16 protein-coding genes are annotated in these 17,911 nt (G+C 42.6%); 13 read left to right on the top strand and 3 right to left on the bottom strand.

Annotation, left to right across the window (positions count from 1 at the left end; all coding sequences use genetic code 11):
- Positions 1-103: 103 nt before the first annotated feature.
- The gene (locus GC097_RS11765) at positions 104-1,009 is read right to left on the bottom strand and encodes an AraC family transcriptional regulator (RefSeq protein ID WP_171683492.1); all 906 of its coding nucleotides are present in this window, start codon (positions 1,007-1,009) and stop codon (positions 104-106) included.
- Positions 1,010-1,181: 172 nt separating this feature from the next.
- Between GC097_RS11765 and GC097_RS11760 the strand changes: the two genes are divergently transcribed.
- From GC097_RS11760 to GC097_RS11725, 9 genes are all read left to right on the top strand, one after another.
- Positions 1,182-1,403: a hypothetical protein gene (locus GC097_RS11760; RefSeq protein ID WP_171683491.1), complete on the top strand. Its 222-nt coding sequence runs from the start codon at positions 1,182-1,184 to the stop codon at positions 1,401-1,403.
- A gap of 19 nt (positions 1,404-1,422) precedes the next feature.
- Positions 1,423-1,662, top strand: coding sequence for a hypothetical protein (locus GC097_RS11755; RefSeq protein WP_171683409.1), 240 nt, complete (start codon positions 1,423-1,425; stop codon positions 1,660-1,662).
- Positions 1,663-2,222: 560 nt separating this feature from the next.
- On the top strand, positions 2,223-2,786 hold the full coding sequence (locus tag GC097_RS35235) for an MFS transporter (RefSeq protein ID WP_376768382.1): 564 nt from the start codon (positions 2,223-2,225) through the stop codon (positions 2,784-2,786).
- A gap of 125 nt (positions 2,787-2,911) precedes the next feature.
- Positions 2,912-4,144, top strand: coding sequence for a dGTP triphosphohydrolase (dgt, locus tag GC097_RS11745; protein ID WP_171683489.1), 1,233 nt, complete (start codon positions 2,912-2,914; stop codon positions 4,142-4,144).
- Between the two features lie 23 nt (positions 4,145-4,167).
- On the top strand, positions 4,168-4,524 hold the full coding sequence (locus GC097_RS34205) for a cytochrome P450 family protein (protein ID WP_246294150.1): 357 nt from the start codon (positions 4,168-4,170) through the stop codon (positions 4,522-4,524).
- The gene (locus GC097_RS11740; protein WP_312875662.1) at positions 4,525-5,430 is read left to right on the top strand and encodes a cytochrome P450; all 906 of its coding nucleotides are present in this window, start codon (positions 4,525-4,527) and stop codon (positions 5,428-5,430) included.
- Between the two features lie 10 nt (positions 5,431-5,440).
- Positions 5,441-6,091 carry a dienelactone hydrolase family protein gene (locus tag GC097_RS11735; protein WP_171683488.1) on the top strand — a complete coding sequence of 217 codons (651 nt, stop codon included), beginning with the start codon at positions 5,441-5,443 and terminating at the stop codon, positions 6,089-6,091.
- 36 nt (positions 6,092-6,127) lie between these two features.
- Positions 6,128-6,583: a cupin domain-containing protein gene (locus GC097_RS11730; protein WP_171683487.1), complete on the top strand. Its 456-nt coding sequence runs from the start codon at positions 6,128-6,130 to the stop codon at positions 6,581-6,583.
- Between the two features lie 422 nt (positions 6,584-7,005).
- Positions 7,006-7,599, top strand: a complete 594-nt coding sequence (locus GC097_RS11725; protein WP_171683486.1) for a hypothetical protein — start codon at positions 7,006-7,008, stop codon at positions 7,597-7,599.
- Here GC097_RS11725 and GC097_RS11720 read toward each other — a convergent pair.
- On the bottom strand, positions 7,582-8,130 hold the full coding sequence (locus GC097_RS11720; RefSeq protein ID WP_171683485.1) for a TetR/AcrR family transcriptional regulator: 549 nt from the start codon (positions 8,128-8,130) through the stop codon (positions 7,582-7,584). The two genes, GC097_RS11725 and GC097_RS11720, sit on opposite strands and share 18 nt — an antisense overlap.
- 184 nt (positions 8,131-8,314) lie before the next feature.
- On the opposite strand from GC097_RS11720, the gene GC097_RS11715 reads away from it, so the two are divergent.
- Genes GC097_RS11715 through GC097_RS11705 form a run of 3 tightly spaced genes read left to right on the top strand, consistent with a single transcriptional unit; the run spans position 8,315 to position 11,014 of the window.
- Entirely contained in the window at positions 8,315-9,355 is a 1,041-nt protein-coding gene (locus GC097_RS11715; protein ID WP_171683484.1) for an NAD(P)-dependent alcohol dehydrogenase, read from the top strand.
- Positions 9,356-9,359: 4 nt separating this feature from the next.
- Positions 9,360-10,589 (top strand): multidrug effflux MFS transporter, encoded by a 1,230-nt coding sequence (locus tag GC097_RS11710; protein ID WP_171683483.1) that lies wholly within the window; start codon positions 9,360-9,362, stop codon positions 10,587-10,589.
- A gap of 20 nt (positions 10,590-10,609) precedes the next feature.
- On the top strand, positions 10,610-11,014 hold the full coding sequence (locus GC097_RS11705; protein WP_171683482.1) for a (R)-mandelonitrile lyase: 405 nt from the start codon (positions 10,610-10,612) through the stop codon (positions 11,012-11,014).
- Positions 11,015-11,110: 96 nt separating this feature from the next.
- On the opposite strand, the gene GC097_RS11700 is transcribed toward GC097_RS11705, so the two are convergent.
- Positions 11,111-11,728, bottom strand: coding sequence for a TVP38/TMEM64 family protein (locus GC097_RS11700; protein ID WP_171683481.1), 618 nt, complete (start codon positions 11,726-11,728; stop codon positions 11,111-11,113).
- Positions 11,729-12,147: 419 nt separating this feature from the next.
- Between GC097_RS11700 and GC097_RS11695 the strand changes: the two genes are divergently transcribed.
- Positions 12,148-17,865: an S-layer homology domain-containing protein gene (locus GC097_RS11695; protein WP_171683480.1), complete on the top strand. Its 5,718-nt coding sequence runs from the start codon at positions 12,148-12,150 to the stop codon at positions 17,863-17,865.
- Positions 17,866-17,911 lie beyond the last annotated feature (46 nt).

The following is a 17,911-nucleotide window of genomic DNA, read 5'->3' as shown; positions in this document are numbered from 1 at the left end:
ACAGCAGACTTAACGTAGGAGCTAGCTATCTTCGAATGTAACATAATCAATACGCTTACAAATTAATTGGCCAGTCGTCGGAATGTATCCGTCGACTGGCTAATCATTTGGTCAAATTTTCCCTTAGGCGCTTTATATCTTCTCTTGGTGGAAAACCAAACATACGGGAATATTCTCGACTGAATTGCGATGGACTTTCATAGCCTACATGGAATGCCACATCAGCAGCATCTGTTGACTCGGACAATAACAGGCGCCGCGCTTCCTGCAGTCTCAGTTGTTTTTGGAACTGAATAGGGCTCATAGCGGTTACCTCTTTAAAGTGCCTATGAAGTGAAGCAACACTCATCCTCGCTATTTCCGCAAGCTCCTCAATTCGAAAAGAAGTTTCATAATTATTCTTGATTTGTTCGATCACTTCTCTGATACGATAGGCAGAGCTTCCATCTACTGCAATTTGCTCCAGAGTACCCCCGTGCTGCCCTTGTAGAACCCAATATAGAATTTCTTTTGTAAATAGAGGAGCGAGTACCGGAATATCCTTCGGGCTGTCTAACAAACGAGCTAATCTGATGACTGCATCCAACATAGATAACTCTATCGGACTGACAAACATGGCTCGCTTCGCATTCTCTTTCTTGCCACTTCGAATTTCAGAATCACGTAAAACTTCTAAGATTTGACTTGGTGTAAATACAAGATTTAGAGCCAAATACGGAACATCAGAAGAAGCTTCTATAACTTGCCCGGTAACCGGCAGGTCAACCGATGCAACAAGGTAATCGGCCGGACTGTATCTAAAGCGCTCCTGTGCCAGCCATACCTCCTTCGCACCTTGAACAATAATGCATAAGGAAGGTTTGTAGACACTGTGCTTTGGACCGGTAACATTAGAGCGACGAATAAAAAATAAAGATGGAATCGCAGTCTCGTTAACACCCTCCTGACCTGAATAACGATCTATTAGTTTGGCAAGCTCATCCTGAAGATTATTGATTGGTTCAGTCATAAGATCCTCCTGACACATTTGTCTTAATAGTTGCATTATAATGCATATTCATTTTTCCCGTAAGTGGATATGAGAGGATTGGGCAATCAATTGCGACAAATTGAATTCGGTCGCTTTAGTATGTAAATTGGATTCAGTCTGAAGAAACACCGATATGTAATTGTAAAAATAAATGGAGTATCTTCTCACCTTTTCAGAAACAGAGTTTGATGGTGGTTCATATGAACGATGGTGTCCTAATGAAATCGTTGATTTTTGGAGTATCCCTTACGAAGAACGGGTTATCATTCAAGCACCTCTTGGTCTTTCTTTTGGCGATATGGGGAAAATATACTTTTTTATTTGTAAAAAATGTGACTCTAAGAAGGTAAAAACTATTTTTCAATGCAGTTAATTATGAAGTAATATGATTGGTGGATCGAGTCAACTTACTAAGTATTGGTGAGCCATTTAAAGAAAACCAATATTACAAGGGTTTTCAGTTTACAATTAAGACAGTCATTAATGGTGTTGTCCATTTCATTGGTGATGGTGGGTTTGTTGACTGGACGCAAAAGATAATAGGTAATAAAAAAGAGCGATTACTTATCAGTGCAATTGGCTTGGATCGGTTATTACTTTTGGAACAACCATTGAACTCCCATGAAAATTAAAACTGCAGTCACTGAAAATGACAATAGTAAATAAGAATCAGCACATTCATTTTTTAAAAAGGGTGGAGCGTCCGAGATAAAGAGACATTGGTTTCATTAAAGAATTAGGAGATTTCTGAAATAGTTACAGAATCAAAGTTCTGATAAAACCACTAAGCAAATAAAGACGTGCATTCCCTAAGTAAGGGAGAACACGTCTTTTTTGCCTATTAACTGGGGACTCATTTGTTAAGCGCGGAACCCCATTGAAGTGATAGAGCACTCTAGCAATGAGTAAGAAGTTAGCAAAGAGAATATTATGAATAAATAGAATTATATATAAATAAAATACTTTATTTGACAATTAAGTTAGTTGAACTTATTATTTAGTTATAAATAGATATAACTTGTTTGTTCAATAATAAATCATTAAAGTATCTGATAACCGCTCTGTCCATCATTCATTAACACAGCTCATTTTAACTATATTTTGGTAGATTCATATCTAAAGGATTCTCGCTAACTACCAATCAAAAAAATATAATCGTGATATTTTTTTGTAAAGATGACTAAATGGAGAGTTGATAGCCCCGATCACAATAGTGACGACAACTTTATTATCAGAACTATTCCCAAAAGACATTATCGGACGAAAGATTGCAACATCTCAAACTATCTCCTGGATCGGTCCTCTAACAGGTCCTATACTTGGAAGTTATCTCACATACTATGCAGGTTGGCGAGCTGTATTTCTGGCACATATTCTCCTTGGTGTTCTATTGTTGCTTCCCTGGCTGATCCGTAAAGCGACACTGAGTACATCAAAAGTGCGTCCCCAAGTTCAGAAGGGTATAACAAGAAGCAAGAAATTGATTTGGATATCCTTGGTAGGTGGATTACAGTTCTTTATACTCTTTGCCAGTCATACTCTGATTCCTATTTTGGTGAGAGACCACTTAGGTCTAGATGCTCGATATGCGGGGTGGGTCTCACTATCACTTGGCATAGTTAGTATGATGACTTTTTCTTGGGGAGGCAAAATGTCCGATCGAATTGGCCCAACTTACACTACTTATTGGGTCATTATTTTTGGGCCTCTCCTCCGGACTCAGTTAACCAGCGCACCTTTTTGTCTACGAGCCTAGCAATATCAAGTACATGCTTTACATGGTCTGGGTATTACGTTTATCCAAAAGGAGAGCTTTAGAGTCAGGACAGCTTAATGAAAATAAATAACATTTCAGAGTAAATGTTAAGGTAGGTCTAATTCATGCTTGAAGAAAGAGCCAGATACACGCCGGCAATCTATACAAGGCAAAGTGAAGAAACAATTGATCAGATGTCCGGATTCCAATTAGATCATGTTCGGATTCTATCTTCACCTCACTTTCGGTTGCTCCAACATAAGACGCAACTGATCCCATACCCTTACAACCATCTTCTTCGAAATCGGCTCTTACACTCTTTGGAGGTAAGCAATATTGCAGATGGAATAGCACGAAAAGTAAATGAGAGATCAACATGTGCAGACTTGAGTCCATTAGAGTTAGATTTGATTCATGCAGCGAGTTATGCACACGATATTGGACACCCACCCTTTGGCCATGCAGGTGAGCGTATTTTAGATGGGTTGATGCGATCAGCGAGCGGTTTCGAATCCAATGCACAGACCATCCGATTGTTAACTCAGAAAGTACTCATTGTCTCTAAACATACGCTTGCCACGGTATTGAAGCATAAGAGTGCGATTCCATTAGTTAGAAGCAGAGAAGATGGATTCATGAAAGGCTATTATCTGGAATCAGCGGACATTGTACAGGAACTCTTTCATCTTTACGGAAATCACTTGCCGGAAAACCGAATTGTAGACATAGCTGATGATGTTGCGAACGCTATCTATGATTTAAGAGACCTTGTACACTTTTTCGGAAAAAACGAATTTCTTAGAAGGTATAAACACGCGGTCACACCATCGAAAGTGATGGAGTGTTTACAATTCTCTACACATGAACGGCTTGATTCAACACTTGAAATAGTTTGCATACTACATGATTTGGAGAACAATGTTTTACCTGGTCTTTTATCAATGAATACGGGATTGGAGACAATTGCCTTAGAGAACATTCGCGTTTCTTATTTGGATGCTATTAAGGTAAAGATATTACAACATACAATGCAAATCGGTTTGCCACGTTATCAACGTCTACAGATTGCTGTAACTAAAGCTATTGTTAAGCTTTGTTTCCTTGACGACCCCATTAATTTTAAGATGGAGGAGGACATCCGTGATGCCATAGAGCGGATGTTCCATGGACTATATGAAGGGCACGTTAACGTTTCTGGATTGGGAAAAGCTTATCTACCAATGCTGGAAGAGGCTGTTGATGATATCGCGAAAGCGAGAGCCGTATGCGATATCCTTTGCTGCTTTACAGATGTTGAAGTTTGGCATTACACGCGGAAACAACAAGACCCAATGGTCTTTTGTTCATATAATTACTAATTAATTTAGGAGGGTTTTAACTTATGGGTGATCAAATTGTAATCAATCAGACTGTCGAGCAATTCAGTGTGTACAGTGACGAATATCTTCGTGATATGTACAGCTATTACAAGGAATTGAGGGAGAATGGACCTGTCTTCTGGAACGAAGAGATGAAATCGTGGTTCATTATGAAATATGAGGATGTCAGCAAATACCTCGTTGGCGAAACATTTATTACTAGTCGACTCATTCCAGATAAGATGGAGAATTTGCCAGCGGGAGAAGACGCTCACTTTAAAGATATTATCGATATCATTTCGACTTGGATGATCTATAACGATCGTCCTGTGCATACACAGCTCCGGAATCACATGAATCGGGCATTTATGACTAATTAAATTGAGCTTATTAAACCAGTTATCGCTGAAATTGTAAAAGAAATTATTAAAGAAGTCTTAGAGAGTAAGTCAGGCTCATTTGACTTCATTCAAGATATTGCTCATCCAATTCCAGCAATGGTTTTATGTCGTATGCTCGGTATTCCAAGTGAGGAAGTCCAGCGATTCATTAAATGGTCGGATGACATTGCACTATTTATGCAGAATTTTGTTGTTTCCCATACACCTGATAAAGAAATTTCGGAGCAAACCAAGGGCAGCATGAAAGAAATGTATGAATACCTTTCCCAAGCAATCGCAGATCGAAGAAAAGAGAAGAAGAATGATCTACTTAGCCGAATCATCGCAGAAACCCCAGGTGAGAATGGTGAGCTTCGTGACGATCAGGTTATTGCTCAAACAATTCATCTGATTTTTGGAGGTCACAAGATACCACAATTTATGTTAAGTAACACATTGCACTTACTGTTTAAGCATCCACACATATTCCATCAATTAAAAGAGGATATGTCATTGCTGCCCAAGGTGTTAGAAGAATGCATGAGACTAGAGGGACCGATCCAATATATCACACGAAATGCAGCGCAGGATATCGAGATCAGAGGTGCCAAAATCAAGAAGGGAGACTCAGTTTACTTTTTCCTTGGTTCAGCAGGTAGGGATGGTGATGTGTTTGAGGAACCGGATGAGTTTCGCATAATTCGTAATGGGAACCGTCACATCGGATTCGGTGGAGGATTCCATGCTTGTATCGCTGCGGTGTTCGCTCGCGCGGAAATTCTGGAGATACTACGTGAGGTATTCAAAAGCTTCCCTAACCTAAAGCCGGTCTATAATCTTGACAACCCGCAGTGGACAAAGAACCCAACATTTCACGGTATAACGACTATGCCGGTTGTTTACTAGGGTGAACACAATGGATATGTCTACGCCGAATTCGGACATGTTAGTAATAGTACTTCACGATATCCATGGGATCACTCCGTTTTTCCAAAAGACATGCGAAAGAATCCAAAGTACCGGTGCAGATGTGCTTTGCCCTGATTTATATACCCTTGTTAATCCTTATGCTTACAATAGAGGAAGCAATCCTCATACTTATTTTCTCAATAACATTGGCTTCGAAGGTCCTAAGGAAAGGATAATAGATATCGTTCGTTCTTATCGGTCCAGTTACAAGCGAATTGTTATTTTAGGCTTTAGTGTCGGAGCCACTATCGCTTGGCTCTGCAGTGGTGAGTCATTGGTCGATGGGGTAGTTGGATTATATGGATCTCGGATTCGAAATTATATGCATATTCAGCCGAGGTGTCCAGTTCTACTTTTGTTTGCTCTCAGTGAGCAAGCATATCATCCTCCTGACCTACAAAAACCACTGGAGGAAAAAGGTGAGCATGTCCAAACTCAATGGTATTATGCAGCACACGGATTCGCGGATCCCCAAAGTGAGAGTTTCTGTCCAAAGAGTGCCGATACCGCATGGGAAGAAATTGTATCGTTCTTACGAAAAACAGAATTTGGCGAAAAATTAAGAAGCAATACATCTATTACAACAAATTCTGTTTGAAATAGTTGAAACTATAATGGATAGGAGTCACTAGTCATGATATCCCAAACACAAATGACATCCCCATATATCCAGCTTCTTGATCTGAAGCCTCACCCAGAAGGTGGCTGGTATAAGGAGATATGGAAAGCAAATGTACAGATTCCTCAGGAATCACTCGGCACCTCATATTCTGGTCCTAGGCACGCAGCAACATCCATCTATTTCTTGCTTCATCCTGGAGAGCATTCTCGTTGGCACACAGTGCTTTCAGAAGAACTCTGGTTATGGCATGCAGGCAGTCCCTTACGATTGACCTTGGGGGGCACTGGTGAAAATCCAAAAGCTGAACAGGACATCATACTAGGGCCAGATGTAACCAATATGCAACAACCTCAAGTACTTATACCTGCTAAGGCTTGGCAATGCGCTCAACCTTTGGGTGACGAACCTGTTCTAGTCTCATGCATAGTTGCGCCAGGTTTTCATTTTGACGATTTTCAAATGATTTAAAAAAAGCAGATTAGATTCAAAGAATAATCAGAAATCTTTTTAGTCATTTAGATCACACTCAGGATAAGTTGACGACTAAAGTGGATTATGCACTTCGTATCAATTCAAAAGGTTAAAGTGGCTATCTCTCAGTAGTTTCTCACTACTGAGAGATGGCCTTCTTACTTTCAAATGACGAAAATAGTCGAGTAGGATATTGACTTACTTCTAAAATCGAGCTTAAAAATGGCGCGTTTTATCGTCTTAACGAACAAATTTACAAGCAAAAAATTCTTCGGATATTTAAGGGGTTTTTTACCTGATGTATGATAATAATCTGTCCGCTGAGCTATTGACATGCAACAATTCTCGCAACAACATGCATGTACATTAATGGTTGATATTGGTGAAATGGGTGTAATAATTTTTTGAGGAGGGTTAAGTTGATAAACAATTTTATTCAAAAGAAAAAGATGTTTTGGTCATTCTTTTCTTCCATAGCATTTTCGATTATTGGGCAAATATTAATATTTAACGGTTTACTACACGACAAGGAAAATGCATTGAATAATTCAAGACCCAAAGGAGCATCCAGTTGGAGTACTTCCGATGAGGCAATAAAAGCTTTTACATACTTACCAATTTTAAGCGGATTGTTGTTGCTTATACTCGCAATAATCATTTTTACAATTACCTTTTATTTTTGGATTAAGAATACATCAGTGCACGAGCTGCAGGTAATGAAGCAAGAACTCAAGGAAACGGGTGAAAACCAGATCTGCGTTACCGATCCCGATGCCAAATCAATGAAAAACAACGGGAAGCATGAAGTTTGTTTCAATGTTCAAACTGTGGTGGACAGCAGGTATAAATTGATCGTGGATTGCGATACGGTCAATGATGTCAACGATCGAGGGCAGCTGTCCAACATGGCAGAGAAGACAAAGCAAGTTTTCCGTAATCAAAAAATCACGATTCTGGCGATACAGGATATTATAACTATCTTAAGTATAAATCGACTACAGGCTTCTTCCTAACAAGGTACCAACTTGTTTAGCCATTACTTGAGGCGGATAGGGCATCCCGTTTCTGATCCACCATTCAATTACACCTACATAAGCAGTACCCGCATATTGCAGCATGACATCGTCAATTAAATCCGTATTTCTTCCGCTTTCTCTGTCAATCTCATTCTTGAAACCTTCAATAAAAGAAGCAAGAAGTCGAGTTCTAAACGCTGACGGAACCCCTGTACTGGCTAACATCGTTGAAAAAAATAAATAGTTCTTCTCAAAATATTCAAAATAAGGTATTAGAGCCTCGTTCCAATCCATCTTACAGGCCCATTCATCCATCTCTCCTAATTCATTAAGGTGAGTTTCTATCAGTTTATCCAATAAATCAAATTTGTCTTGATAATGAAGATAAATGGTTCCTCGATTTAGGTTTGCCCGGTCTGCAATATCCTGAATGGTGATATCATCGAAATTTTTTTCAGTCATCAGTTCAATAACCGCATTTTTCAAAGATTCCTGTGTTTTAAGAATTCTTCGGTCCACTTTAGCCATGGTATACTCACCAAACTTTCTAAAATACTTAACAACTTCAGCCGATCTGTTGATATCTCAACAGATCACTATTTTTTAACCATTGAATTTACATACTTGATTATATAATAATAGACACAAGTTGAGTAATCAAATCACTTTGATTAATTAACACATTTTGATTTATAGAGAAGGAGACTACGCCATGTGCAAAACGCACGTTCTGAGTGTTTCAGCTGCCAAAGCACCATTTGAAAAAGCAACAATTGAAAGAAGACAATTGCGACCGGATGACGTGTCGATCGATATTAAGTTTAGCGGCATTTGCCATTCCGATATTCATAGTGCACACGGGGATTGGGCCGGGGGCATTTTCCCTATGGTGCCTGGTCATGAAATTGCCGGGATTGTAAAGGCAGTAGGGGAGAAGGTAACAAAATTTGCTGTAGGTGACCGTGTTGGCGTAGGCTGCTATGTGGACTCTTGCGGAGAGTGCGAGTACTGCCTCCAAGGAGAAGAGCAGCATTGTTCAAAAGGTTTTGTAGCCACCTACAACTCCTTGGACTATGAGGGTAATCCAACCTATGGTGGTTACAGCCAAAATATTGTAGTTACCGAAAGATTCGTTGTTCATATTCCGGATCGTATGGAGTTGGATGCAGCCAGTCCGCTATTATGTGCCGGCATTACGACATATTCTCCTTTAAAACGCTGGAAAGCTGGTCCGGGCAAAAAGGTAGCTATCCTAGGGATGGGTGGTCTTGGCCATGTTGCGATACAGTTTGCGCATGCGATGGGAGCTGAAGTTACTGTTTTAAGCCGGGCAAAAGGTAAGGAAAATGAAGCGCTCGGTTTTGGCGCGGATCATTATTTTTCAACACTTGACCCTGAAATATTCACCATGTTAGCTGGCCGTTTCGACCTGATTCTAAACACCGTATCCGCGCCAATTGACGTCGATGCGTACTTATCACTGCTTCGCGTAGACGGTACTCTAATTAATGTCGGCGCACCAGCTGAACCGAGTCAATACAACGTTTTCTCGCTAATCATGAGCCGTCGTAGTATCGCGGGTTCCTTAGTAGGCGGACTTCTAGAAACGCAGGAGATGCTTGATTATGCTGCTGCGCATGGGATTAAGCCTCAAATCGAGGTCATCCGTGCCGACCAAGTTGACGAAGCGTATGAACGAATTCTACGGAGTGACGTACGATACCGATTCGTTATCGACATCTCCACTTTATAGACGAATGAACGATAAACTTAAAAAGCAATCTCTTCGTTTAGCCCTCATTCTAGCTGCCTTTTCCGCATTGGGGCCATTTACGGTCGATATGTATCTTGCATCGCTTCCTCAGATTATGGTTGTTTTCAAAAGCAATGCATCTATGATTCAAGCGAGTTTAACAGCCAGCTTATTAGGATTAGGCTTAGGGCAGATGGTAATGGGACCTTTAAGCGATAAATATGGAAGACGGAAGCCATTGCTGATCTCCATGATTTTTTATATCGTTTCATCAATCGCTTGTGCATTTGTACCCAATATTGAATCCTTCATTCTTTTACGATTTATCCAAGGGGTTGCCGCGTCAGCAGGCATCGTGATTTCAGGGGCGATTGCGCGTGATAAATATAGCGGAGTCGAATTGACGAAATTTATTTCTCTGCTTACGATGATAAGTAATGTCGCTCCATTAGTTTCCCCAAATGCCGGAAGTGCAGTCACTTCATTCAGTTCTTGGGTTGGCGTGTTTGTTTTTCTGGGGTTATTAGGAATACTATTAACAGGGATCACAACATGGGGATTAGAAGAAAGCTTACCTGCAAAACATCGGGTCACTGGCAATTTGATAGCATTTATGAAAAATTACAATCGTCTGTTTCGGGATCGAATATTTATGGGATATGCCCTAGTAAATGGTATTTTGTTCGCTGGTGTCTTTGCCTTTGTTGCCGGTACTCCGTTTATCTATCAGAACATTTTTGAGTTGTCACCGCAAATGTTCTCGATCCTGTTTGCCATGAATGGTCTTGCTATTATGATTGGATCGCAAGTTGTCAAACGAGTGGCAGGTCGGCTAACGGAAGGCAGTATATTTCGGATTGGATTATGGCTATCCTTTATCTCGAGTTCCGCTATCCTTATCACAGTTCTCTCTAAGGAGTCATTATCGGCGATATTTGTATCAACCTTTTTATTTGCTGTATCCATTGGTATCATAGGACCCGTTTCTTTTACCTTAGCGATGCAATCGCATGGACAAATTGCGGGAAGCGCGTCTGCTGTGCTAGGAACCTTGAAGTATGCGTTAGGCGCAGTTACATCCCCACTTGTGGGAATAGCGGGAGAGCATTCAGCCGTCCCATTCGGAATCATTATGATTACTACCAGTTTATTGGCCATCGTTTCCTATATCGTCCTCATTAGGAAGGTAGTGACTCAAAGCGATGGAATCAAAAAAGCTGGAACAAATACCTAACCAACGGAGGGATTTATAAAATGGAAATTAAAAGAGTTGGGTCGCAACCTTCAGGTAAAGGACCATCGGATTATTTTACAGGAACGGTTCGCATCGATCCACTGTTTGAAGCAGCGGAGCCTGCACGCGTAGCTGGAGCCAGCGTAACGTTCGAGCCAGGTGCACGAACTGCATGGCATACGCATCCACTAGGGCAAACGCTAATCGTGACGGCTGGCAAAGGGCGAGTTCAACGCTGGGGAGGTCAAATCGAGGAAATTAGTCCCGGTGACGTGGTTTGGTTTCCGCCTGGCGAGAAACATTGGCATGGCGCTTCGCCTACCATAGCAATGACGCATACAGCCATTCAAGAACGGCTTGACGGAAAGGCCGTTGAATGGATGGAAAAAGTGAGTGAGGATCAATATAACTTATATAACACTTGAGAGTGGTATAAAAATCCATAATTGCTAAGATTGCAATAGATATTCAGATGTAACATTGCCGCGTATATCGCGGCTTTTTGTTTATGAGATAGCTGCTTAAAGCCATCGCTTCTTGAGCCAGACGCGGTAAACGACGTAGACGGACGCCAAAAAAAGGACATACACGCCAACGGACAAAACCAGCTTGCTGGTGCCGGCAAACAGATTGCTGCCGATGAATGCAAACAGCAGCATTGCAGGAATTTTGCCCAATGCGGACGCAACGGCGAATGTAATGACCGAAATGGAAGTAATGGCAGGAATGACATTAACGACAGCCTGAGGGATAACCGGAATCAGTCGAGCCAATAAAATAGTCAGGAACGGATTTTTTTCAATCGCGGCTTGGAGCTTTTCCAGCTTCTCGTACTTGGACAAGTAAGCACGGCCCTGCTTTTGAAACAAGTAGCGTGCCAGCCAAAAAACAATGACAGACGCGACGGAAGCAGCAGTCCAACTAATCAAAGCGCCCATCAATGGACCGTACATAAAACCGAGCATGCCGATAACTATTTTGTAGGGGATGACCGGTACGATAATAAAACCGAGCGCAGCCGCAAAAATAAGCAGAACGGGCGCATCCCCATACTGCATCCAATGCAAAATTTCATCCTTGAATCCATAAACAATGAGTATGAGCACGAGATACATGCAGATGGTGTACCATTTCTTCATTTAGTAGGATGTCTCCCTTGGTCTGAGTCTTTCTTCTGGCCATGTTGATCATACTTAGTGTAACACACAAACATTCTTCATTGGTGTACATTGTGCGCTTGACGAGCTCGAGCGAAGAGATAGACCTATATGCATAGCTAAAGCACAGTTTGAATGACAATGACATTCCAGCGTGGGCCAAAGGCAGTATTGCTTTGGTGAAGGAAGCTAAGTCTATTTATAATTTTGGAGTGACCTAAAAGCGGTTGAGGTTACATCTTTTATGATTTTTCCAACTCAGGGGGGCGTAATTATTATATATTCTTCGGATTAAAAGAATTGCCATGTCGCTTTAAAAATGGTCAATTGTGATTTTCCACCATTTTGGTTAACGTTAACAGCATATTGTTACCCAGTATAGTTAAGAAGGGAGTTGTGAAATGAAAAGTTTAAAGAAGATGCTTGTAACTGTTTTTGCAATTATAGTATTTATCCATTCGATTGGCATCGTAGGGTCAGGTACCTCTACGGTTCATGCAGCGGAATCAGATGCGCCTAAACTGCTCAGCGGTAATACACTGGGTATGTTGCTGCCAGATAACACGGAGGTTATTGCAACTGGAGCCGCGTATACCTGGCAACAGGAGGGAGTACATACAACCGATCCTGGTATCTTGGCTTCAGACCCAAGCGCGAAAAAAATGTCAGACGGAGTTGTAAGCGCTGACATTATTACACAAGATAAAATGGGTGAGGCGTATGGAACACTTGTGTATGATTTAAAATCTACTTACCGATTATCGAGCTTGCAAATATGGTCCGAATTTACACCAAACAGCGGGCTTCAGCAGGTTGAAGTTTATGGGAGTCTCGATGGGACCCACTATAATCGGGTTGGCATTAGCGAAATCACTGGAGTCGAGACGGGGATTGTACCCATAACTAGTCAGTTGAAGCCAGCACCTTATGCCAGATATGTGAAAATCATTTTGCATAAAAACCCGGCTAAGTCAGTGATGCGACTTGGTGAGGTTGCGATATGGGGAAATGCTGTGGATGCATCGGCTATCCTGAGTAATAACCAGCTTAAGGCCGACGGTTACTACAATATGGCTAGTCCAAAGATTGACACCAAGGCAACCTACCAATGGGGAACTGAGCAGCCCTTTGTGACAGAGCCCAATCTAATAGCGACCGATAATGAAGCGGGTGCAAAAAATGACGGAAGCCCAAGCGGCTTGCCTGATTTGATTGACGGTTCAAGCTTGGAAGAAACGACGAGTACAACGGCCAGTATGGCTGCTGGGTCACAGGGAAAATATGGTACGGTGACATTCAACCTGAATGATATGTATCTGATTGATAAGATTGATGTGTGGACCAAGGCAGATAGCAGTAAGTTTATGGATGGATATGAAGTTCTATTAAGCGTGGATAATATCAACTATTTTTCAAGTGGCTACACCGCTAATCCCAATAACCGTTACGCCGATGCAATGGTGAATACGGTCACCCACGGAATTCCCGGCAAACATGCTAAGTATGTAAGGATCGTCATGCATAACGCCAATGATTCCAGTCAACTTGTAGCGGGCGAGATCGCCATATGGGGCTGGAAGCTCTACAATTCAGCTCTTACGAAGAAGGATACACCAGATCAGGTAGAAGTTACGACTAACATGAAGAATTACAACACGCTGTATCTGGATTGGTCCGCTTACAATAGTACGGTGAACAAAGTGAATAAATACAGTATCTATATTCAAAAATCCGATTTCACGACAACAAGTGGACTCTCGGCCAGAGTTACCGCTGAGAACGGATCTGCCGAGCAAAAGGGGAAGTTTTTACTTATTTCTTCGTTGGAACCGGAGACGACCTATTACATCGCTGTGACTCCGACCAGTTCTGCTTCGGGAGAACGAAAGGATGTTAGCGCGATTCGAATCCAGACACCTAGTGTGCTGGGCGGTGAAAAAGCAGGCGATATTTTCTCGATTAACGACACTCCCTATGGCGGAGGAAACTATGTGAGCCACGGGAGTAAAGAGGATGCGAACATTATTAGCAAACTGATTCTTCTAAGGAACATCGAGGGAATCAACTTCAGCCGTTGGTGGGTTCATGATTCGTGGGTGAAAAGCTTCTCCAATAAATACGGGATTGGATTCCATACGTTCTACCACGGACCGCAAGATGTTCCCTTGGAGAACAGTCAAGGAACCTGGACCTTCTCTACCGTTAATGAACCCGATCTGAAGGCTGGTGCCATAAGTACAGTAGCCTCTATGGCTAATTTATTTAAAGCTAACCACGCCAGTCTCAAAGCGGTAGATAGCAGAAATTTATTAGTAGAGCCTGCTCTGGGCGGAACGGAGCCTTCCAGCATGGCGTGGCTCAATGCGTTGTATCAATCCGATGGGCAAAATGGTGCTTTAGTTAAAACTTATTTTGATGTTATGGATGTTCACCCGTATGTCAAAAATCATGAGGGCAGCTTGCCTGGACTTATTCCAGGCGCACCGGAAATGTTAATTGGGAAAATCACGGATATTCGAGCGTTGATGGCCAAATATGGCGATCAAGATAAGCCGATTATATTCTCCGAATTAGGCTGGAGCACTTATACAGGAAGCGGCTATCTTCGTCCGGTAGATCAAGTTACGCAACGCAACTATTTGGCAAGAGCCTATATGCATGCTATTGCCGGAGGTATTAAGCGGATGCATTGGTATGATTTCCAAGACGATGGTTTGGACTCGACCAATCTGGAGCATAACCTTGGACTTATTGATTGGAATGGTATGCCAAAGAAAAGTTATTATGCTTACTACACGATGGTTAAGGTACTTAAGGACGCTAAATTTATAAGAACGACGCCAAATGTGCCGCATCCTTATTATAGCTACGAATATTGGCATGAAGATAATAATCAATATGTCACTTCGCTGTGGGCGGCTGATGAGTCGACGAAGACAGCAACCTTTAAGACGAAGGATACCGGCGTAACGGTTGTAGGTATTGATGGAAGCTACAAATATGTACCTGTCAATGACGGAATGGCAAGCTTGACGATTACTGGAGCCCCAGCCTTTATTTACTCCAGCTCAGGATTAGAAATCATGTCCATTGATGATTCCTTCACGCTTAAGGATACTTCGCTGGATGCAAGACGAGGCGATACGATGACTACATTCATCAGCCGTTCTGGGATGGGTGTAGAGCTGAATGGAAGGTTGGAGCTAGTGGCGCCGTCAGAGGCATGGAAGCTGAATGGGGATGTGAGCTTCACAGCAGGAAGTACAGCCATTCCAATCTCGATGACAGTTCCGGTTACTGCCGATGAGAAGCTACAAGATATTAAACTTAATGTGATCTCAGGTACCTCTGTAGTAGCTTCCTTGAAATTAAAGGTTAACGTATTAGAGACCATTAAGGTTCGTATGGCACCAGAGCCCGTAGAACCAGGGCAATGGGACCAATGGGATGTAGTCTTATATATGGAAAATGCGACACCGGACAAAATTCTCAACGGATCTCTAAGCGTTACGAATGCCGTTTACATGGCTGTAGGACAGCATGGGCCGATTTCTTTCAGTGGTCTAAAGCCTGGAGAGACCAAGAAGATTAAGATCCCGATCACAGAGCTTCCCGAAAAGGCAAGGGCAGCCTTAACAGTTACGGTTGCATTGGAAAGCGGGTTTACGAAGGTGATTGAGAGACCGTTTAACTTTATTGCAGCTGTCAGCGATCGTATGACACCCATTATTGACGGTGAGATCGAAGAGGGATGGCATAAGGGGATGCCTATTGTCATCAATCGACCGGATCAGAATAAGAACATAGCCAATTGGGGCGGAGAGGATGATTTAAGCGGCAGGGGATATTTGAAGTGGGATCGTAATTATTTGTATATGGCCATGCAGGTTAAGGATGATATCCATGTTCAAAAAGGTGTGGGTGGCGACATCTGGCAGGGCGATAGCATTCAATTCACTATAGACACGGGAAGAGTAGATGGGGTAGGAAGCTCGCAGAATAATGAGATTGGAATTGCGCTTGGAGAGAAGGGACCCATAGTCTGGCGATGGTTATCGGGTAACGGCAAATCAGAGGGTGAATTGACCAATGTGCAAGCAGCGGTATATCGAAGTAATACCTATACGTCCTATGAACTGGCTATTCCATGGCCGGAACTGCTGCCTGCGGGCCGCCAACCAGCAAGTGGGGACATTCTCGGATTCTCGATGCTCATTAACGAAAATGATGGGACGACTCGGCGAGGTTGGTTGGAGTATATGAGCGGAATTGGCTCCAGTAAAAATACACAGCTATTTGAAGATATGATCCTGTCTCGTGTTGGGCTTCCGGATGTATCCGTAGAAGGAGTTGCGCTGGATCAACCTACAATCGCCTTGGACAAAGGAGCTTCAGCAAGTCTAACCGCGATAGTAACTCCGGATGATGCAACCAATATTAAGGTTAACTTTACTTCCAGCAACCCGAACGTTGTAAGTGTAACGCAAGCAACTTACGGAGGCGCGACTGCAACAGTTACGGGTATTGAAACGGGTACAGCCACGATTACAGTAACCACGGAAGATGGGCATAAGATGGCTTCCAGTGTCGTAACGGTAACGGAGCCAATTGTTGTTATCCCGGTTACTGGGGTTACGTTGGACCAAGCTGAATTAGCCCTGAAAAAGGGCGCAGCAGCTTTTTTGACTGCGATAGTTAATCCTGATCAAGCAAGTAATAAACAGGTTACCTTCACTTCTAGTGATCCCGAGATAGTAAGTGTATCTCAAGTAACCTATGGTTTACAGGCCACGGTCACAGGTATTCAATATGGTACAGCCACGATTACGGTTAAGACAGAAGACGGAGGATATACAGCTACAAGTACGGTGACAGTAAGCATGCCTAGAACCGATGAGGAATCCTCCTATGGGGGAAGCGTATTTGAACCAACTCCGCAGCCAACGGTTCATGGAGGAACGATTGAGCTTCCAGTACCTGTCGTCAAGCAGGATGACACTGCCGTAGTTGACGTTCCTATGGATTCGCTTAAAAAAGCGGTGGAGGGAGCGGTTAACACGGAGCCGCGTGTTGTGGTCATTCATATTCCTGAAGTACAGGGCGCAGCACAAATTATAGCTAAACTTCCCGTAGCCTTCCTTGCAGCAGCTAACGACTCAGATATTGAGAGAGTCGAAATTCGGACGGGAATGGCTACCCTATCGTTAGCTCCTGATGCATTACGTGAGTATACTCAGACGACATCGAAACAACTCGAAATTTCGATCGGGTTGATCGATCCTAATCAGCTCATAGATTCTGCTGTAAAAGTAGGGGATAAACCGGTTTATGACTTCCATGTAGTCCTCGATGGTAGGGAAGTTGAAACATTATTCGGTAAAGAGGCTGTTCGAATTTCAGTAGCTTATACACTTGCGCCTGGGGAAAGTGCAGATCAGATTATTTCCTGCCACGTTCGGGATAACGGAACATTTGAGGTTATCCGGAATGGGACGTACGATCCGGCCACGGGAAAAGCAACCTTTACAGTAAGCCATTTAGGTAAGTTTACAGTTCTATATAAGCATGTGACCTTCCAAGATCTTCAGGATGCTGCTTGGGCGAAGGGCAGTATTGAAGCTTTGGCTGCAAGGGAAATCATTAACGGTGTTGGCGGCGGGTTGTTCGCCCCTCATGCGAAGGTGACAAGAGCTGAGTTCATTCAGATGATCATCAACGCCTTTGACCTTGTTGATTCCAACGCTGACGCTAAATTCAGCGATGTACATGAAAATGACTGGTACTTCCAAGCCGTTGCAAGTGCACAGAAGCTTGGGATCGTTCAAGGGTATGAAGATGGCTCCTTCGGTGTAAATCGAGAAATTACTCGGCAGGAAATGGCGATGATGGCTTATAGAGCCTTAGTCGTTGCAGAAAAGCAGCTGAAGAAAACCGTGGCACCTGCATCATTTGCTGATAACGAGAAAATAAGCGCTTTTGCTAGAGAAGCTGTATCCATCTTGCAGGAAGCCGGTATTATCAACGGTATGGATGAGCATAACTTTGCACCCGAGCTGGATGCGACACGCGCACAAGCAGCCACAATTATTTACAGGATACAGAAAGGAGTCGTGCAATGAAACTGAAACTTCTGAAAAAAAGTTGCGCTCTATTAGGTATATGTCT

The sequence above is a fragment of the Paenibacillus planticolens genome, from assembly GCF_013141725.1.
In the GTDB taxonomy this organism is placed as follows: domain Bacteria; phylum Bacillota; class Bacilli; order Paenibacillales; family NBRC-103111; genus Paenibacillus_E; species Paenibacillus_E planticolens.
Note: the sequence above shows the minus strand (reverse complement) of the source record. Positions and strands in the feature narration are given on the sequence as shown.